The 19,279-nt window shown below is 45.2% G+C and carries 19 protein-coding genes; 7 read left to right on the top strand and 12 right to left on the bottom strand.

Going from position 1 to position 19,279, the window contains the following annotated elements:
* Nucleotides 1-8: 8 nt before the first annotated feature.
* Nucleotides 9-548: a YfaZ family outer membrane protein gene (locus K5620_RS02315; protein WP_016402095.1), complete on the bottom strand. Its 540-nt coding sequence runs from the start codon at nt 546-548 to the stop codon at nt 9-11.
* A gap of 279 nt (nt 549-827) precedes the next feature.
* On the opposite strand from K5620_RS02315, the gene aqpZ reads away from it, so the two are divergent.
* Both aqpZ and dctP read left to right on the top strand, forming a co-directional pair.
* Nucleotides 828-1,526 (top strand): aquaporin Z, encoded by a 699-nt coding sequence (gene aqpZ, locus K5620_RS02320; RefSeq protein WP_016402094.1) that lies wholly within the window; start codon nt 828-830, stop codon nt 1,524-1,526.
* A 200-nt stretch (nt 1,527-1,726) separates the two neighbouring features.
* On the top strand, nt 1,727-2,794 hold the full coding sequence (gene dctP, locus K5620_RS02325) for a TRAP transporter substrate-binding protein DctP (protein WP_016402093.1): 1,068 nt from the start codon (nt 1,727-1,729) through the stop codon (nt 2,792-2,794).
* A gap of 53 nt (nt 2,795-2,847) precedes the next feature.
* Here the strand turns inward: dctP and K5620_RS02330 are convergent, their stop codons facing one another.
* Entirely contained in the window at nt 2,848-3,801 is a 954-nt protein-coding gene (locus K5620_RS02330) for an NADPH:quinone reductase (protein ID WP_016402092.1), read from the bottom strand.
* A gap of 1,025 nt (nt 3,802-4,826) precedes the next feature.
* Between K5620_RS02330 and K5620_RS02335 the strand changes: the two genes are divergently transcribed.
* Together K5620_RS02335 and K5620_RS02340 are read left to right on the top strand one after the other, a co-directional pair.
* A complete protein-coding gene (locus K5620_RS02335) occupies nt 4,827-5,267 on the top strand; it encodes a hypothetical protein (RefSeq protein ID WP_215426415.1) in 441 nt (146 codons plus the stop codon).
* A gap of 11 nt (nt 5,268-5,278) precedes the next feature.
* Entirely contained in the window at nt 5,279-6,445 is a 1,167-nt protein-coding gene (locus K5620_RS02340) for an acyltransferase family protein (protein WP_016402089.1), read from the top strand.
* A 73-nt stretch (nt 6,446-6,518) separates the two neighbouring features.
* Here the strand turns inward: K5620_RS02340 and K5620_RS02345 are convergent, their stop codons facing one another.
* The 9 genes from K5620_RS02345 to soxR form a co-directional block, all read right to left on the bottom strand.
* Nucleotides 6,519-7,100: a DNA-3-methyladenine glycosylase I gene (locus K5620_RS02345; RefSeq protein WP_016402088.1), complete on the bottom strand. Its 582-nt coding sequence runs from the start codon at nt 7,098-7,100 to the stop codon at nt 6,519-6,521.
* Nucleotides 7,100-8,731: a succinylglutamate desuccinylase/aspartoacylase domain-containing protein gene (locus K5620_RS02350; protein ID WP_016402087.1), complete on the bottom strand. Its 1,632-nt coding sequence runs from the start codon at nt 8,729-8,731 to the stop codon at nt 7,100-7,102. Before K5620_RS02350 ends, K5620_RS02345 begins: the two co-directional genes overlap by 1 nt.
* Before the next feature lie 74 nt (nt 8,732-8,805).
* Nucleotides 8,806-10,002: a methyltransferase gene (locus K5620_RS02355; RefSeq protein ID WP_016402086.1), complete on the bottom strand. Its 1,197-nt coding sequence runs from the start codon at nt 10,000-10,002 to the stop codon at nt 8,806-8,808.
* A gap of 9 nt (nt 10,003-10,011) precedes the next feature.
* Nucleotides 10,012-10,608 carry a YitT family protein gene (locus K5620_RS02360; RefSeq protein WP_016402085.1) on the bottom strand — a complete coding sequence of 199 codons (597 nt, stop codon included), beginning with the start codon at nt 10,606-10,608 and terminating at the stop codon, nt 10,012-10,014.
* A 155-nt stretch (nt 10,609-10,763) separates the two neighbouring features.
* Nucleotides 10,764-12,053 (bottom strand): phosphoribosylamine--glycine ligase, encoded by a 1,290-nt coding sequence (gene purD / locus K5620_RS02365; RefSeq protein WP_016402084.1) that lies wholly within the window; start codon nt 12,051-12,053, stop codon nt 10,764-10,766.
* A gap of 85 nt (nt 12,054-12,138) precedes the next feature.
* A complete protein-coding gene (purH, locus tag K5620_RS02370; protein WP_016402083.1) occupies nt 12,139-13,731 on the bottom strand; it encodes a bifunctional phosphoribosylaminoimidazolecarboxamide formyltransferase/IMP cyclohydrolase in 1,593 nt (530 codons plus the stop codon).
* A gap of 295 nt (nt 13,732-14,026) precedes the next feature.
* On the bottom strand, nt 14,027-15,790 hold the full coding sequence (locus K5620_RS02375; protein WP_084681864.1) for a sensor domain-containing diguanylate cyclase: 1,764 nt from the start codon (nt 15,788-15,790) through the stop codon (nt 14,027-14,029).
* A gap of 128 nt (nt 15,791-15,918) precedes the next feature.
* Complete coding sequence (locus K5620_RS02380; RefSeq protein ID WP_016402081.1) at nt 15,919-16,095, bottom strand: DUF6435 family protein; 177 nt, start codon at nt 16,093-16,095, stop codon at nt 15,919-15,921.
* Between the two features lie 79 nt (nt 16,096-16,174).
* On the bottom strand, nt 16,175-16,636 hold the full coding sequence (soxR, locus tag K5620_RS02385; protein ID WP_016402080.1) for a redox-sensitive transcriptional activator SoxR: 462 nt from the start codon (nt 16,634-16,636) through the stop codon (nt 16,175-16,177).
* 131 nt (nt 16,637-16,767) lie between these two features.
* Between soxR and K5620_RS02390 the strand changes: the two genes are divergently transcribed.
* The 3 genes from K5620_RS02390 to K5620_RS02400 all read left to right on the top strand — a co-directional run bounded on the left by K5620_RS02390 (nt 16,768) and on the right by K5620_RS02400 (nt 18,746).
* Nucleotides 16,768-17,184, top strand: a complete 417-nt coding sequence (locus K5620_RS02390) for a VOC family protein (RefSeq protein WP_016402079.1) — start codon at nt 16,768-16,770, stop codon at nt 17,182-17,184.
* Nucleotides 17,185-17,305: 121 nt separating this feature from the next.
* Nucleotides 17,306-17,713 (top strand): Zn(2+)-responsive transcriptional regulator, encoded by a 408-nt coding sequence (gene zntR / locus K5620_RS02395; RefSeq protein WP_016402078.1) that lies wholly within the window; start codon nt 17,306-17,308, stop codon nt 17,711-17,713.
* A complete protein-coding gene (locus tag K5620_RS02400) occupies nt 17,697-18,746 on the top strand; it encodes an SO_0444 family Cu/Zn efflux transporter (protein ID WP_040307247.1) in 1,050 nt (349 codons plus the stop codon). The genes zntR and K5620_RS02400 overlap by 17 nt, the downstream gene beginning before the upstream one ends.
* Nucleotides 18,747-18,755: 9 nt before the next feature.
* Here K5620_RS02400 and K5620_RS02405 read toward each other — a convergent pair whose 3' ends face one another.
* Nucleotides 18,756-19,163: an META domain-containing protein gene (locus K5620_RS02405; protein ID WP_016402076.1), complete on the bottom strand. Its 408-nt coding sequence runs from the start codon at nt 19,161-19,163 to the stop codon at nt 18,756-18,758.
* Between the last annotated feature and the right edge of the window lie 116 nt (nt 19,164-19,279).

Consider the following 19,279-nt stretch of genomic DNA (forward strand, 5'->3'; position numbering starts at 1 on the left):
TTTCTTGTTTAGAAGTTAAAGGCTGCACCAATATACAGGCCCTTAGTAAAATCTAAATCTGGTTCGTTAGCGTAACGGAATTGAATGGCGCGATAGCCAAGGTATACATCTGCCTGCGGCATGATTGAGTAAGCAATCTTAGCGTCTAAATCGTAGTAACGGTTTAGCTCGCTGCTGGTTAATACCGAAGGAGCATAATAGGCGCTGCCCGATATTTTTAGGTTTTGGGCAACGGCAATGCTGTAATCGCCACCAATGGCAAAGGCATGTGGGTTTTCACGGTGGTTAGCCCACAGCTTGGTAAATTTTGCGCCAATGGCAAATTTATGGATGTCTTGTTGGTGAGTCGCTTTTATGCCGAAATCTGCTAAATCACCCTCTGGGCGAGAGTACATGTAGTTAGCTGACATCTCTGCACCAGGTGCAATTTGCGTTGCAAAACCTGTTTCAAAAACGTCGTTATTAAGATCAAACTTAATTGAACTCGCCAAGGCTGCGGTACTACTTACAGCGAATAGACTCGCCGCTAACAAAGAACGCTTAAACATAATTCTCCTACAATAAGCTCTAATCAGACAAAAACGCGGCGATCATACCATTTATCTAAGTTATTATCTGATTACATTGCATTTATCGAATATAAAATCTAACAAACCTAAGTCTTCAGGTTATTTACACAAGCTGCTTAAGCACTGCGTTAGGCTTTTAAAACAAAGTAAATCACTTATCTGTAGCAAAAATCAGTGACGATGCTAATTGTGGCCTATAGTTAGGCTGCAGCAAGATGACTTGCATTTGTCACTAAATGTTTGAAAAGGAGAGCAAACATGCCGTTGTTTAATCGATTAATTGCCGAAGGGATCGGCACGTTTTGGTTGGTATTAGGTGGATGTGGTAGCGCAGTTTTAGCCGCAGCCTTTCCAGAAGTAGGTATTGGTTTAGTAGGTGTGTCGATAGCCTTTGGTTTAACCGTGCTGACTATGGCCTTCTCCATTGGCCACATTTCTGGTTGTCATTTAAACCCTGCCGTTACCATAGGCTTAACGGTTGCTGGGCGTTTTTCTAAAGTTGATGTGTTTCCTTACATTTGTGCCCAGTTACTGGGTGGCTTTGTGGGGGCGATTATTTTGTATTTAATTGCCAGTGGTAGCGGTGATTACGACCTAGCAAGTCATGGTTTGGCCAGCAATGGCTACGACATGCACTCACCGGGTGGTTATACATTAGTGGCCGCATTGGTATGTGAGATAGTGATGACCTTTATGTTTCTATTCATTATTTTAGGTGCCACCGATGAACGCGCACCAGCGGGGTTCGCCCCTATCGCAATTGGCCTGGGTTTAACTCTTATTCATCTGATATCTATTCCGGTTACTAATACCTCGGTTAACCCAGCACGAAGCACCGCCCCTGCGCTAATTGAGGGTGGCATTGCCTTGGGGCAACTTTGGTTATTTTGGGTAGCTCCTATTATTGGGGCTGTGTGTGCTGCACTTATGTACAAGCAAGTGTCGGCTAAAAACTAGCTGTTTATTCGGTTCAACACTTTAAAGCCTTTCTTATTTGAAAGGCTTTTTTATTGCGCTTGGTTTAGGGCTTAAACGCAGTATGAGTCAGGCTAAGGCTCTGTTATCATTCTGTTAATGAAACTAAAGTATGACTTTAGGTTTCAGCGACACAACATAATAATAATCACTAAAGTACTACCTACACATAAGGATTTACCATGAGAAAAGGATTGCTCTGTTTTACTGCGTTATTGGCGAGCTGTTTGTCTATTAATGCTATTGCAGAAGGCAAGGTTTATAAGCTTAAGCTAGCTGAATCTTGGCCAACTAAATTCCCGTTGCTTGATACTGGGGTGCAACGCTTTGCCAAAATGGCCGAACAGATGTCGGATGGGCGGCTGGTGATTCGTGTTGATTCTGCCAACAAGCACAAAGCGCCTTTGGGTATTTTTGATCTTGTGAAAAGCGGCCAGTATGACATGGGCCACTCGGCGTCTTACTACTACAAAGGCAAAGTGCCTAACACCATGTTTTTTACCACCATGCCTTTTGGTATGACGGCGATGGAGCAACACGCTTGGTATAGCTATGGTGGTGGCAAAGAGCTAATGGCAAAGGTGTATGAGCCGCATAACTTGCTAACCTTCCCAGGTGGCAATACTGGGGTGCAAATGGGCGGCTGGTTTCGCAATGAAATTAACAGTGTAGATGATCTACAAAATCTGAAAATGCGTATCCCAGGTTTTGCTGGTGAAGTGCTGGCTAAACTAGGCGCTACGCCAGTAAACATTCCGCCAGCTGAGTTATATACCGCGCTTGAGCGTAATACTATTGACGCCCTAGAGTGGGTTGGGCCTTCGCTAGACTTACGTATGGGCTTTCACAAAATTGCCCCTTACTACTACACCGGTTGGCATGAGCCAGGTTCAGAGAACATGTTTCTTGTGAACAAGAAGAAGTTTGAATCTCTACCAGCAGATTTGCAGGCCATTTTAGAAACGGCAATGCGCGCCACAGCCTTTGATATTTATGTAGAAGCCACAGCAATGAGCACCAATAACTGGGCAACCATGTTGCAAGAATACCCAGACATTAAAGTGCGCACCTTTCCTAAAGAAGTTCTCACTGCATTGAAAAAAGCCAATGATGAGTTGCTAGCGGAACACGCCGCTCGTGATCCATTGGCTAAAGAGATTATCGAGTCGCAGCAAAGCTTCACTGAAAAAGCGCGTGCTTACACACTTATTTCTGATCTTGGTTACCTAGAGAGCACTAAAGATTTGTAAATAGCGAATAATAAAAAAAGCGGCTTAAGCCGCTTTTTTGTACTTGATATTGCTTACTGGTTAATTTGAATAACAATGTTACCAGTAGCACCTGCTTGCATAACTGCTTGATGGGCTAAAGTGGTGTCGGCCAACTTAAAGCTTTGGCTTATTACTGGACGTACAAAACCGGCTGTGGCACCTGCATATATTGCCGAGTGTATTTGAGTGAGCTGTTTGCTATCGGCATTTGCTAGCGCCATACCCATTACGCAGGCGTCTCGCGCCATTAAATCGCGCGGATTAATTTCTACGCTGCCGCGACTACCTATTATTACTACTCTTCCACCTTTATTAAGCAAGGGGAGGTCATCGCCTAGGTTTTGATTTGCCAGCATCTCCAAAATGACATCAACCGCTCCGGCTTGTTGTAGTGCTTGATAATGTTCTGTTTGGTGGTGATTGGCCACAACGTCTGCACCTTGTTGTTTCAATAAGGCTAAACCTGCATCACTACCTGCAGTAGCAAATACTCTGCACCCTGCCGCTTTGGCTAATTGAATTGCCGCCAAACCTACTCCGCCACTAGCGCCATGAATCAATGCTGTTTCAGCTGCTTGAACCTTGGCGCGAATAAACAAAGCTCGCCAAGCTGTTGCGTAAGGTGTGCCCAAACACGCGCCTTGTTCAAAGCTTAAGCCATCGGGAAGGGCGTGAACTTGCTGTGGGCTAGCTAAACATAATTCAGCACTGGCGCCACTTATGGTACCTGCACAATACACGCGTTGCCCTAACTCGAAGCCTGTTACCTTGGCGCCCAACTGGACAATAGTACCTGCGGCGTCTTTTCCCGGAGTATGGGGAAACGTAGCGGTGTAATTGTTAGTACCAGCAACGATGTAAGTATCTACAGGGTTCACGCCAGCGGCCTCAACCTTTATGAGGATCTGCTCGGCATTTGCTTGTAAGTCGTCAATTTGGTTAAGGCTCAGTGTGTCGCCATGATGTTGAGCTTGGATAGCTTGCATTGTTACTCCTTTTATTTAGGGGCGTTGTTTTTTCCTAGCGTAGCTCAATTAATTGCAGGAAAAGCTGAGTGAAGTAACAGCTTAATGATCTTTTTGCTGTTAGTTAGCAAAGAATTTTTGAATAGCGTGCTAAGAAAAATGTAATGAAAGTGTTTTCAAAGAGGCGGCTTGGTAATTTTATTACCAAAAGATAAATTTAATAATGTAAAAATTAAATTTCATAATACTAAATGTGCGTTGTGTCGCATAAAATTAAAACCGTAAGAGAAAGTTAGTAACAAAAAGCATTTGCCAGAGGTTATTTTCTTTCAGAATCAACTTAAACATAAAGGTGAACATATTATGGAATTATTCGGATTATATTACGCTCTTCGCGCTAAAAACGTTAACAACGAACAAACAGTAGCTCAACGTAGCCGCTAGTTAAACAAGTAACAATAGGAAACAAATTATGTACGATTTATTTGGATTAGTAGCCCTTAACTACTTTGGATACAGCAAAACTGAAGAACAAAAACTTCAAGAACGTAGCCGCTAAATTAAACACTAATATAGAGAGAATGATTATGATGGATTTTATGGGTTGGGTTGCACTAAGCTACCTACAAAACAAAAAAACTGAAGAACAACGCATTGCTGAATTAAGCCGTTAATTTCAGAACAACGCTAAACCGAAATAGTTAAATAGAAATAGTTTTACAGTAAGAATGATGTAATCGCCGATCAGGCGAACCAGCTCTCCTCAACCTCCCTGAGGAAGCAAATACAATCCCCAGTAGTATTTTTCAATCAACAACTAGATTTGAATCTTCCCACAACTAATTGCTTGAACGTTACAACCTAGATCCCGATTAGCTATCCAACTCGAGATACTCTTTAAAAGCCTCAATTCGAAGCAGTTTTTTTTCATGGCGGTACGAATTTTTCTTCGATTTAAGAAAAATTATATTGTTTGCTCGCAAAACCAGTAATCCGGCTGCTTAGCTTGGCCTAGTTGTGGAAAACTACACCTAGGAGGCGAGCCTATGTTGAAATCAACACAAACTATCCCATGGTCGTACTTAAGACATTTATGCTTGCTTAGTCTTATTATGAGCTTGGCATTGCCTTTATATCGGTGGTGGCTTAATGACCGGCCTAAAGGTGTAGAGCAAGATCGGGCAAGCCAAGATGCCAGTGCCTTTTTGGGAAAGTGGCAAGGCAGTTGGAGTGGTGTCGTGGAATTTACCATTGATTTTAAACGCCAGCCTAATGCGCAGCAGATTGAAGTGGTACTGCAACATGTCGCCAACGCTGCTTTGGGTATAGACGACAAGCCTCGGCACTTTATTGCTGATTTTAAACAGGGTGAAGTGTCTTATCGCGATACTGACTACCAAACTCGATATTGGTTTAAAGGAAGCGAGTTATGGGCCGAATTAACGGGTAAGCAGCACGCTATCACCGTTATGAGTCGAGTAAATTGATCGGGGGAAACATGCATAGCTTACGTGGTTTCGATGGGATGAGAGCCCTAGCTTGTTTAGCTGTACTTGCGCATCACTTAGCACAACGCTTAGATTCACATCACTGGTTAGTTAAGGGCTTGCATGCTGGTGAGTTAGGTGTGAGTTTGTTTTTTGTGTTATCTGGGGCTTTGCTAGCTTACCCATTTTGGCAAGCGCATTTTTCTGCTCAAACTCTGCCACGCATTAAAGAATACATAAAACGAAGAGCCGCTCGCATCATTCCTGCGTATTACTTGGTGCTGCTTGTTAGCGTTTTATTAAACATGCTAGTTGCGCCTCAAGAGTATGCCTTGCCACGTTTATTAGCTGGCTTAAGCTTTATTGCGCCTTATCACTACATTAGTTTTTTCCCCAGTGATATAAACGGTCCGTTATGGTCAATAGGTTTAGAGGTGAGTTGTTACTTATTGCTGCCACTTTTATTGATGCCGCTGTGGCGACGTAAAACATCAAGCCTGAAAGTGGCAATAGCATGGGGAGTCGCGTTGCTACTAGTAATGCAGTTTTTGCATTACTTAATTGTTCTACTTTTTATGACCGACCAAGAAGGTAAAGGTTGGCAGTACGGAATTATTGGCGGAGCAAAACAGTGGCTGCCTTACTGGAATATAGCCAGTTTTATGGGGCAGTTTTTGTGTGGTGTTATCGCTGCTGCCGGTATTGCTTGGTATGAGAAGCAACAGCAGTTGAGGCATTATTATTTTGATCTGGCTTTTCTCGGTGCCTTTGGTTTGGCTAGTTGGATGAGCTTAAATTATTTGGTTCCTGGGGCGCCTAGCCAAAGCCTTGGTCAAGCCTATTTAGCCCCATTGTTTTCGATGTTGTGTGCTGTCGCTCTGCTGGCCGCCCATTTTAGCAGTTATTGCAGCTGGCTGTTAGATAATCGCTTGTTCTCCCACATCGCAACTTTATCCTTCGGTATTTATCTTTGGCATTATTTGATTATGGAGATCATTCGTATTTTGTGGGTGCCGCAATACCATTATATGGGCATGGAGGATATTACCTTTGGTTTGCAAATTGGGGCATTGGTAGTGTGTTTGTCTTGGACTATTGCCGCATTAAGTTTCTACTTGTTGGAAAAGCCGATACTTAACTGGGCCCGTGGTTCAAACAAAATGAATCGCAGCGCCTAGGGGCTGTTAACACTATCTCTAAAAGTGATAATGCTCTGCTCCCATGGCTTAGTTGTTATGTTAGCCGTTATTATCAACGGCCTAGCTCAAGGCATTCTTGGTATACATGGCAATCAACGAGGTGATCATTCACCATGCCTACTGCTTGCATAAAGGCATAACAAATAGTGGGGCCGACAAAATTAAAGCCCGCTTTTTTTAGCGCCTTCGACATGGCTTGTGATTCGGCTGTTTCTGTGGGGATATCGGCCATGCTGGTCCAGCTATTCTGAATGGGTTTCCCGCCAACAAAACTCCACAAGTACTCACTAAAGTTGATGCCTTGTTCTTGCATCGCCAAGTAGCTCTTGGCATTGCGGATCACCGAATTAACTTTAAGCTTGTTGCGAATAATGCCGGGGTTTTGCAGTAGCTCTTCAACTTTAGCTTGGTCAAACTTAGCGATCTCGCTAGGCTCAAAATCCGCGTAGGCTTGATAGTAAGTCTGCTGCTTACGCAGGATGGTGATCCAGGATAAGCCAGCTTGCTGCCCGTCTAAGCAAAGCTTGGCGAATAAGTCTTTGGCGTCGTAGACTGGACGCCCCCAAACTTGGTCATGATATTGCTGATAGAACGGGTCATCCCCGCACCATGGGCAGCGTTGCTGTTGGCTCATTATCCATCCTCATCTTCGGGTTGCGGCATGCGCTCTTCCGGAATAGGTTCAAGAACAGGCGCAGCGTCTGCGGCCGGCTGAACAGCTGTTGCTGGCTCTGCTGGAGCCGCTTCGCTTGTGGCTGCAGGCTCTTCAACGCTTGCTTCTTGGTTTGCGCTGTTTTGGCTTGACTCGGTGGTTACTTCCGGCCCTGCGGCTTCAGTTGCTGCTGGCGTTTGCTCGGTTTGCTGCTCGCTATCTAGCGCAGGCTGTTCTGTCTGGCCTTCAGCCATGCCTAATTGTTCAGCATTTTGCGCGGCCACTTGTTTCTTAATCTGCTCGCCTTCTTGTTCTAGGTCTTCAATGGTCCGACGTTCACCTAGGTTGAAGATGGCAAAGCCAGCACTCACTACCTGGTTCTGAGCACGGCCGATCACCACTGCATTAAAGGGCGAGAAGACCTCTTCTACATCATCAGTAATGGGGTTGGAGATAGTGCCGAGTAGTTGGCCTTTGTTTACTCTAGCACCCAACTCGACCCTGTTTAACAGGATACCGCCATCACGGGCTCGTAACCATTGCGAGGCATAAAACACCGGCTGCGGTGAAGACCAAAAGAACGAACGTGGCAACATGTTCACAGAGCTTAAATAACTCTGCACCGCTTTTACTCCAGTATCTACTTGCTTCTCGTCCACAGTGTAGGGGCCACCTACTTCCATCACTACCGTAGGAATGCCAGCTGCGGTAGCTGCGCCGCGCAAGCTGCCCGAGGGTGCAATACTTTGTAGTACCGGAATGGCACCAAATTGGTTGGCTAACTCAGAGACTTCTGGGATGGTTAAATCTGCGCGAAGCTGAGTGAGGTTTTCGCGAAACATTGACCCTGAATGCAAATCAACCAAGCTGTCGCAGTGTCGAATGATGCTATTGAAGAGGCTGTAGGCGACTCGTGAAGCAGTTGAGCTGTTTGGGCTACCTGGGAATGCACGGTTGAGGTCACGGCGATCAGACATATAGCGATCTTTGCGAAACAGACCATCAATATTTACCACTGGCACAGAGATAACCGTACCTTTTAGTTGCTCAGGTTCCAGCTGCTTAACCACCCGGCGCGCTATTTCTACGCCGTTTACTTCATCACCGTGTACCGCCGCAGTGATACAAACGCGTGGACCAGGCTCTTTACCGTGTATCACTACTACTGGGGTGGCTAGCTCAAAGCCGCCTGGTAGGTGGCCAGAGTACCAGTCTAGGGTGGCGCTACTGTTTGGACTAAGCTCGGTGTTGAGTAAAGACAGTGGCCCCCAAGTTTCTTCTTGTGGCTGTTCTTCGGTTGTTTGGCTGGCGCTGGCTTGGTCTGTTTTACCGGCTACGATAGGAATGATTGGCTTAGGTGGTTCGGGCAAAGCCAGTTCTGCTTGCGGTTCGCTAACGCTGCCTGCTTCAGCTTCAACTTCAACTGAATCATCTTCTGTGTTTGGCTCTGTTAAGTTCGAGTCTACTTCTGCTTGCTGCTCGCCAATCTCTGTTGTGGTTTCTTCTATGTCAGAAAGCTTTTGATCGTAGAGTTCTTCATATTGATTTTCTTGTTCTGTCGCAGCGGCACTGAAACAGAAACATAACAAAACCAAAATTAAACGGCGTGACATAGCGTCTCCAAAGTTTGAACAAGCGACAATAATTATCAAGCCGCGTGTGTAGCAATTAAAAGTGTAAACCAGAGTTAGCTGAGCTGCGCCTGTATTAATACATTACGTGGACTGGTTTTAAAGGGAAAAAGTTCCATTAATCCAACTTGATAACCCTGTTGTTGAAGAAATAAACAACGGTCTAACAATAGCCAACGCTCCATAATAGGACGAAATAGCAGTTGTACTAACTCGAGTTGCCTTACTAACAAGTGGCGTTGTTGGCCTTTTTCCAGGTAAAGCTGTTGATCAAAACTATCGGGAAAGCCTATTTGATGTTGTTGGCAGGCCCACTGCGCAAAGTCTGAAAATTGGGCATCTTGACTGAACCACTGCTTACCAACAGAAGGCAGCGCTTGGTAGTGTTCGGTGTTAGTGAGCTCTTCGCGTAAGCTTTGATAACTGAGTCGCCAGTGTATTTCGCGCTGACGTAGAGTTTGCACTCGCTTCCCAGAGGTGACTGATTGCGCCACCGCTAATCGCAAATCTGTTTTGCTTAAGGTAAGAGCACTTTGCTTAGCCAGCTTTGATAAAGGCTGGTAGTGAGGCCTGTTGATCAAATGATAACAACAGGGGCAAATACTAAGTTTTTGCGGCTTATGATTTGCGGCTAAGCGCAGTAGCTGCAGATGTAACTCCCCACAGGCATGCAAGGCTACCGCATGTTGCTTACTTTTGAGGTGCTGCTGGGCGCTTGGCTCAAGTACATCGCAGTGATGAAATTGTTGTGGCAGTTTAAGTTGATTAGCTTGTTGCTGGCCGCTGTCACACAAACTTGCTTGCCACTCTAAACTGTTTATTGGCAATTGATGGTGAAAGCTAATTAAACGTCCTAAATGCCCTTTGCCGGCGCACCACTCGAGTATTGGTAAGTTTTCATCTTGTAGTTGTTCGCTAAAGGCTTGAATTTGCGCTGCCTTTCGCCCCTTTATTCCGTTAGTTAACCAAAAAGGGGTCTCCAAATCGGCGCTTTTTGCCGCTTGGGGGTGCCATCGTTCTAAACATGGCTTTAGCTCGGGGAAGTACTTAGCAAACAACTCAACCGCTTGTTCTGGGGATTGTTCAAGTTGTTGAATTTGCGTTGTGTTTAAGTTTTTTACTTGGTCCACTAGCGCGTGGTTTTGCCAAGGTAAACTGTGTTGCCGAAAAGGGCTGAACTGCCAGTATTGCTGGTAGCTTTGGAGTAATTGGTCGTGGTGGAGAAAAACCGCTTCGAGTGATTGATTAAACATAGCGAAAGATTAAGACAACCCTTGGTAGCGACCACTTTTGTGATTAAGTGCAATTACTATGTTCAAGGCAAATGCACCAGCAATAGACCACAGTAACACACTAAGTGGTACTAAGAAGTAAGAGGCGGTTACTATCACCACATCTAAGCCCATTTGCACATGTCCAGCACGAATCGCAAAACGCTTTTGTAGATACAGGGCCAAGATGTTCACACCGCCCAAACTGCCTTTATGGCGAATAAGAATAAGCATGCCAGTGCCGATTAAAAATCCACCACTCAGTGCCGCATAAATCCTATTGAGTTGGGCGATGTCGATGACTAGATGCATGTAATCAGTAAACACCGACACTAAAAGTACACAAGCTACGGTTCTAAAAGTAAAGGCTGCCCCCATTTTGGCAAAACCTAGTACAAAAAAGGGCAGGTTTATGAGCAGGAACATTTGCCCAAAAGACAAATTCATAAATTGGCTAGCAAGCAAGGCTAAACCGGCGGTACCGCCAGTAAGAAGTTGGGTTTCTTTAAAAAAGAACACGCCTAAGGCCACCATGGTAGTGCCAATAAGCAAGGCTAATATATCTTCTAGCCAATTATGCTGTTCCATAAATATCTCTAGTTAATACCGACAAGTGAATAATAGCATCGCTGTTTGATAATTGAGATAAAGAACTGGCAGAGAGATTTAAAACAAAAAAAGCCACTATAAATGTCATTTACAGTGGCTTGATATATCGCTTGTTGCCAAGCGGCTTGGTTTACTTAGCTTTTTTCGCGGGCGATTGCGCGGTAACCAATATCGTTACGGTGGAACATGCCATCCCAAGATACTTTTTTCACTAGCGCATAGGCATTTGCTTGGGCTTCGGTAACGTTGTTACCTAGAGCGGTAGCACACAATACGCGGCCGCCGTTAGTTACAATGTTGCCGTCTTTTTCGCTAGTACCTGCATGGAACACTTTAGCGCTATTGGTTTCTTCGCTAAGGCATGGCAGTGTGATTACGTCACCTTTAGGGTAAGAGCCAGGGTAGCCAGCAGCAGCTAGCACTACGCCCATTGCTGCGCGAGGATCAAACTCAGCAGTTTTAGTATCCAATTTACGGTCAACAGCAGCTAAACACAGTTCAACAATGTCAGACTGCATACGCATCATAATTGGTTGAGTTTCTGGGTCACCAAAGCGGCAGTTGTATTCGATGATTTTTGGCGAACCGTCAGCCATAATCATCAATCCAGCATATAGGAAGCCAGTGTACTCATTGTCTTCAGCGGCCATGCCTTTAACCGTAGGCATGATCACTTCATCCATTATGCGCTGGTGGATTTCTGGTGTAACCACTGGAGCTGGCGAGTAAGCACCCATGCCGCCAGTGTTTAAGCCGCTATCGCCATCGCCAACACGTTTGTGGTCTTGGCTGGTGGCCATGGCCAATACGTTGCTGCCATCTACCATTACGATAAAGCTAGCTTCTTCGCCGTCTAAGAATTCTTCGATCACTACGCGAGAACCAGCTTCGCCAAAGGCATTATCGGCAAGCATGTCTTCAATAGCGGCAATTGCCTCGGCTTCGGTCATGGCTACAATTACGCCTTTACCTGCAGCTAAACCATCGGCTTTAACCACAATAGGTGCGCCTTGCTCTTTTACGTAGGCAATTGCAGAGGCAACCTCAGTAAAGGTTTGGTAGTAACCAGTTGGAATGTCGTGACGGGCTAAAAAGTCTTTAGTGAATGACTTCGAGCCTTCTAGTTGAGCAGCTTTTTCAGTAGGGCCAAAGATTTTAAGGCCTGCGGCTCTAAAGGCATCAACCACACCAATAACCAATGGCGCTTCTGGGCCAACAATGGTGAGTTCAACTTGGTTTTGCTGAGCAAAGCTAAGTAAAGCAGCAATGTCTTCTACGCCAATGGCTACGTTTTCTAGCTTAGGCTCTAGTGCAGAACCGGCGTTACCTGGGGCAACAAATACTTTTTCAACTAAAGGAGATTGCGCAGCCTTCCATGCTAGAGCATGTTCGCGGCCACCGCCGCCAATCACAAGTACGTTCATGTTTGTCTATCCAATACTGAGTAAACGGGGCTTGGCTTACCAAGCCGAAATACAAAACAGCCAGCGCGAGGCTGGCTGTGGTTTTTTAGTGGTAGAAGTGGCGCATGCCAGTGAACACCATGGCCATGCCATGTTCATCGGCTGCTGCAATCACTTCGTCATCACGCATTGAGCCACCAGGCTGAATCACACAAGTGATGCCAGCTTCAGCTGCTGCGTCGATACCATCGCGGAATGGGAAGAATGCATCCGATGCCATTACGCTGCCTGCTACTTCTAGCTTCTCGTCGGCGGCTTTAATGCCAGCAATTTTAGCGCTATATACGCGGCTCATTTGGCCCGCGCCCACGCCAATAGTCATGTTGCCTTTTGCGTAAACAATGGCGTTAGACTTAACATACTTGGCTACCTTCCAGCAGAATAGTGCATCACGCAACTCTTCTTCGCTAGGCTGGCGCTTGCTAACAACGCTTAGTTCGTCTTGAGTTACCATGCCTTGGTCGCGATCTTGAACCAATAAGCCGCCGTTAACACGCTTAAGCTGCAAACCGGTGGTTTTAGTTGACCATTCGCCACACTCTAATAAACGTACGTTTTTCTTAGCAGCAACAATTTGTGCAGCGGCTTCAGAAATTTTAGGGGCAATGATTACTTCTACAAACTGGCGAGACACAATGGCTTCAGCAGTATCGGCATCTAACTCGCGGTTAAAGGCAATAATGCCGCCAAAGGCAGAAGTTGGATCGGTTTTGTATGCGCGCTCGTAAGCTTCTTGAATATTGCCACCTAGCGCTACGCCACATGGGTTTGCGTGTTTTACAATTACACAGCAAGGCTCGTCGAATTCTTTCACACATTCTAGTGCAGCATCAGTATCGGCAATGTTGTTAAACGACAAGGCTTTACCTTGAAGTTGAGTGGCAGTAGATACTGAAGCTTCTTCAATGTTGTTTTCAACATAAAAAGCTGCTGCTTGGTGGCTGTTTTCACCATAGCGCATGTCTTGCTTTTTAACGAATTGGCTGTTGAAGGTACGTGGGAACTTGCTGTCTTCGTCGCCTTCTTTGTTGTCACCGTAGCTAGGTACCATAGTACCAAAGTAGTTGGCGATCATGCCGTCGTAAGCTGCGGTATGTTCAAAGGCTGCAATGGCTAAATCAAAGCGAGTAGCGTGAGTTAGCGACTTATCGTTGGCTGCCATTTCGGCGAGTACGCGATCGTAGTCTGATGCATTAACCACAATGGTTACGTCTTTGTGGTTTTTAGCCGCACTACGCACCATAGTTGGGCCGCCGATGTCGATGTTTTCTACTGCATCTTCAAGGCTACAATCTGGGTTGGCTACTGTTGCTGCAAAAGGATAAAGGTTAACAACAACCATATCGATAGCATTAATGCCGTGGTTGTTCATCACTTCATCATCGGTACCGCGTCGACCTAAAATGCCACCGTGTACTTTTGGATGTAAAGTTTTAACACGTCCATCCATCATTTCTGGGAAGCCAGTGTAGTTAGATACTTCAATAACTTCGATGCCGTTTTCGGCCAGTAATTTTGCGGTGCCACCAGTAGATAAGATCTCTACACCTTGTTGGGCTAAAGATCGTGAGAATTCGATAATGCCTGTTTTATCTGAAACACTAATCAGTGCACGTCGAATCGGTCGAGCGTTTTCCATTGGGGTTTTATCCTCATTAGCAGTTACATGCGCTAGCGGTACAAGTTGCCCGAAAAATAAACAACTTAGGTTTGAGGCGCGCATTTTACAGCAAAAGTGTGAAGAATGCGCCGTTTTTAACTGAGAAATGTTGGTATGGAGGGCAAATTGAGTGAAACAAAAGCTTAAATTAACCGTTACGCCAAGCGCTTAAATAGCGATAGTTGACCACTTGGTAAACACAAACTGCAGCTTTAGATGGAGTATAAGCTTAAGTGACTGTTTTTCACTTTTACCCTTACCAACTAGAGCCATATCAATCTACCTTTGAGCTTGAATCTATGTGTAATGTGGATGAATCAGCTGGTGGCAGTTGAAAACGAAAGGTATTGCGGCCGTTTTGCTTGCTCAAGTAGAGTGCTTTATCGGCCAAATCTATAATCTCTGTTAAACCTATATCAGCACTTTCGGCAATGGATACGCCCACACTGATAGTGATGTGATTTTGCTTTTCTACCAAACTAAACTGGTGTGGAATTTCGGCCTTGTTAATGGCCTTTACTAGTCGCTTGGCAGAGAATTCCGCATAGTCGAAATCACTATTGCTCAAAATCGCAATAAACTCCTCACCACCGTAGCGAGCGATAAGATCGCCCGGACGTTTACAAATCCCCGTAGCAATTAAGGTTTGAGCCACTTTCTCTAAACATACGTCGCCAGCTGGGTGGCCATAGTGGTCGTTGTATTGTTTAAAGTGGTCAATGTCGATAAGCATAATAGTAATGGGGTAGCCACCACGCTGGGCGCGTCGCCATTCTTGTTCAAGAAATTCATCGGCACAACGCCGGTTAGGAATGCCGGTAAGGCTGTCGGTAACCGCCAGTTTTTCTAGTTCGCGATAGGCGGTGCGTAGCTCCTGTTGCGAGGCTTCTAAATCCGCCGTGCGCTCTTTTACTCGATCTTCCAATACCATTCTTGCTTGGCGCAAGTCTTGTTTTGCGTTGCGTTGGCTAAAGTAGAGTAATAAAAATAAGCTCACCGCTACCAGCAAAGAGCTGATGATACCCAGCAGCACGATGTTGCGGGTTCGATAATAAATTTGAAAAGCTTCGGCTTTGTCGATTTCGGTGGTTAAGCCAAAATCATAAGTGGGTTGCCATGTCCAAGCTCCCACTACTTGTATCCCCCGATAGTCGGGATAGCCTTTAAGGTTGTAACTGGTAATTCCTTGGGTGGCGCTTTGGGCCATCAAAGTGAGGGTTTTACTGTTCTCGTGGTTGGCTGAGTTGGGATCAGTGATATGCAAATTGTTGATGGCATCTTGACCTGGTTCCAGCAAGCCTAAGCGGTGCAGCTGCTCATTAAAGCGACTTGCCGAAAGCATTAAGCCATTGCGATCAAAAGCGTAAGTTTCACCAGAGTCCCAAATTCGACCCAATTGAGTAATTCGACTGAAGTGGTCACTTTGGTTAACACTCACAATAAGCACCGCTTGTAACTGCTTATCTGCATTAAATACCGGGGCACTAAAGTACATGTTGTTACTGTGTTTAGTTTGTTGCGGCAAGCCGGTAATAAATAAGGTTTCGCCGGTGAGTACTTGCTCCATTTTGTCGGTTTTAAATTCAAACAAGGGGTGAGTTTGGTGGATGTCTCTAGACCTATTGGAATAGAGCACCTGCCCGTTTAAGTCACTTAACCAATAAGCTTTATCTTGATAGGTCTCCATCATCAGCGCAAAGCTTCGCTTAACGCTGGCTTCTGCGTTGGCGCGCATGATTGAGGGGCTGTCTGGCTGACTAATTATGCTAGCAGAACGCACTACCGACTCTGACTGAGCAGCATTGCTTAATTCCAAAAGCCGGTGCTGAATCCAGATATGGTGGGCTTCTTGAGTTGCTCGCAGTACCGTTTGCAGTGACTCTTTAACCTTGTGTTCTACTTCTTGTTCAATGTTTTCAAGCGCGGTAAAGACAATCGCCAAAATAGCCAAGCTGAATATAGACACCATTGCCACAACGGTTCCGAGCTTTATGTATTTTGTCTTGAACTGAGGTGGAGCGGTCTTTCTGTCGGCCATTTGACTAGTTGTTTATGTTTGCTTGATTTTTAACCAGTATGGACGGCTTAGTGAAATGACTCAACCGTATAGAAGAAAATAACTTTTATATCAGCAACTTGCGAAGCTGTTGCTGTGGTTTTTGTTAATTATTTTTGCTGTGATTCAAGTTGCTCTATTTCTTTCCATAGTTCGTCAGCATCGGCACTTAACATTGAGTAAGTCATAATGTCGCCACGCCGCTGAGCCAGCATTGCAGACTCCAACAATGCATCGTACTTTTGGCGCTTGCGCTTAAGCGGGTTAGGTTTTAGAAAACTAAACATAGACACTCCTTTGTTATTAACAATAGAACGCTTTAAGGCAGTAAATAGTTCTCAAGTATGCGGGAAAAAGATGACTTTTTTATGAGGACTGGTTATTGCGGTTTAAAATAACCGGTCCTTGTCCTTCGCTGGCGAGTTGGTCATCGGGGTTATAGAGCGGGCAGCTTTTCATGGATAAACAACCACATCCGATGCAGCCAGTGAGGGAGTCGCGTAAATTCTCCAGCTGTTTGATACGTTGGTTTAGTATATCGCGCCATTGCTGTGAGAGCGCTTCCCAGTCGGTTTTATTAGGGGTACGTTGATTGGGGAGTTTGGCGAAAGCTGCTTTTATCTCTGCCAAACTTATCCCCATTTTTTGAGCAGCCTTAATGACCGATACCCGCCGCAGTACATCGGGATGATAGCGCCGCTGATTACCGTGATTACGCCAACTATTAATTAAACCTTTAGTTTCGTAAAAGTGCAGTGTAGACACCTTAATACCACAGCGTTTAGCCACAATACCAACAGACAAGGCCTGTTTAGGTCGATCTTGCATAGCTACTTCCTACAAATTTTAAAGATTAGGTAAAAAATCTCTTTACCTCAACTTAAGTTCAGGTTTTAGGCTGATAAGCACAGTATCAATAAATAGCTTTAATTAGCACTAAAAGCGCAAAGGAGAACACGATGCAATTAGAACATCTGAACTTAGTGGTAAAAGACATGCAGCAAACCTTGGCTTTTTATCAGGCGGCTTTTCCTCATTGGCAAGTGAGAGGAGAGGGTAAGCAAACTTGGTATGGGGTAGAGCGGCATTGGTTACATTTTGGCGATGATGACCAATACCTTACGTTTAACGATCAAGGTTATGGGGAGAATCGGCCGCTTGAAGGGAATCAAATAGGTATGGCGCATTTTGCTTATATTACGGCTGATTTAGACGGTTTAATTACTCGTATGTTAAATGCAGGCTTTCAGATTCACCATGAAGGGGCCCAAAGTAGCCATCGTCGTAATGTGTATTTTCGCGATCCGAATAACTTTGAAGTGGAGTTTGTTGAGTATTCATCAGACTTGCCCGAAGAGCGTAATCGTTACGAGTAGCGCAAGGCCTAACTCACTATCCCAAAAGCCTGATTTTTATCAGGCTTTTTTGTTTCTTTCATAAAACTCTTGACCCTATACCTAGCTACAGGGTTTATCATAAAAGAAATGGAGGATGGTTATGTACAAGATTGGTGAGCTAGCAAAGCTAAGTGGTTTGACGGTGGAAACCTTGCGTTTTTACGAACGCAAAGGTTTGTTGGTGCCGACTGCACGTGGCGAGAACCTCTACCGTATGTACAGCAAGCAAGATTTAGCGCGGTTGAGGTTTATCCAGCGCGCTAAACAAGCCGGTTTATCAATAAAAGATATATTGGAGCTACTTACTCTGCGAGAGCATGCAGAAACCGCCAGCTGTAACGATGTTAGCAATGTTGTAGGGCAAAAACTGGCTAAGGTGCAGCAGCAACTAGCAGAGCTAAAAGCCTTCGAAACAACCCTTAAAACTCTTCACGATGCCTGCTGTGGCGGAGAAGAAAGTGCACGTTCCTGTTCAATACTAAAGGCCTTAGATGATGCTATTGAATAACTTTATAAACCTTTTCTTAAGCGCAGCCCCATGGTTGTTTTTGGGCTTTGTGATTGCAGCTAGCCTTAAGTTAGGCTTACCTAGCCGTTGGTTAGCTAAGCACTTGGGTAACAGTAAAGCCAGCACCACAGTTAAAGCCGCATTTATTGGTGCGCCGCTGCCTTTGTGTTCTTGTGGGGTGATTCCCGCGGCCATGGGATTGCGCCGCGCTGGCGCGTCTAAAAGTGCCACTACCTCATTTTTAATTGCCACTCCAGAAACTGGGGTAGATTCAGTAGCCGTTTCTTATGCCCTGTTAGGGCCGGTAATGGCGGTTGTGAGGCCAATCGCGGCAATAGTAAGTGCAATTGTAGCCGGCTTATTGGTTGGCAAAGGCGAGGACGAGTCAGCCAGCACTACCGAGGTTAAAAGCTGTTGTAGTGGCAAAAATAGTTGTGCCAGTGAGGTCAAGCCTTCGCCAGCGCAGAGCAGGAAAAAAGTTAATACCAAACAATGGCTGCAAAGTTTTGTAGAGTTAGTGGAAGATAGCTACTTGTGGCTAGTGTTGGGCTTAGTCTTTGCGGCACTCATTCAAACTTACTTGCCCGAAAGCTTTATGACTCGATGGGGGCAAGGATGGATCACCATGGTGATAATGGTGTTGGTGGGGATCCCCATGTACATTTGTGCCACTGCTTCAACCCCAATTGCCGCGGGCTTAATTATTGCGGGTATTTCTCCAGGAGCTGCCTTGGTATTTATGTTGGCTGGCCCAGCCACTAACATCGCAACACTAATGTTGGTTCGCCAAGAAATGGGCATGCGGGCATTAGTCGCTTATTTGGTTGGGGTGGTTGCTAGTGCTATGGCATTTGGTTGGGGATTAGATTGGGCCGTTGCTCAATGGCAGTGGCAAGTAAACCCGGTAGAGTGGCAAGAGCATCAACTTGTTACTAGCTGGTGGGTCTTGAGTAGTAGTGCCGTGATTGCAGTATTGATGGCTGTTGCGGGGATTAAAGATGCACGGCAGCGCTGGTTTAGCGCTACCGTATAAAACTAAGACTTAGCTTTTAGGTACGCGCTTAAACATTGCACCGTTGTTTAAGCGTAAGTTCTCGCCATCACTCACTAAGGGTTTTTCTAGCGCTTGCACAAATTCCATTTCAATTTTGTTTGCCATATCGTCACACAACATGCGGGTCATGCCTATTGGTTGGGTAACGTTGAGTTGCTTTCCATCCCACTCTGCCTGGCCAAAAAAGTTATTGCAGCCTGTGGTGCCAGAAATTTTAAAGCCATTTTCATTTTCTTCTAAGGTAAATGCTGGCAGCTTAATATCTGCAATGTTGTAGAAATCACCCGTCATATACCAACGGCTATCTGCTAAGTCCATGCTTGGCTCCGATTGTTTACTGGCACAGCCGGCTAAACCTAGGGTTAAAGTTAAGCCAATAAGTAGCTGTTTATTCATGGTTGTTACCTCAAGTAAGCACAAAAACTATTTCAGGCTATTGTAGAACACAGCGGCCAAGAAAAGTTCGATTATTGATAAATTTAATGTTTTTTTGAGCAGGCGTTTTGATCAAC

Origin of the sequence: Agarivorans albus, from assembly GCF_019670105.1 — a bacterium.
GTDB lineage: Bacteria > Pseudomonadota > Gammaproteobacteria > Enterobacterales > Celerinatantimonadaceae > Agarivorans > Agarivorans albus.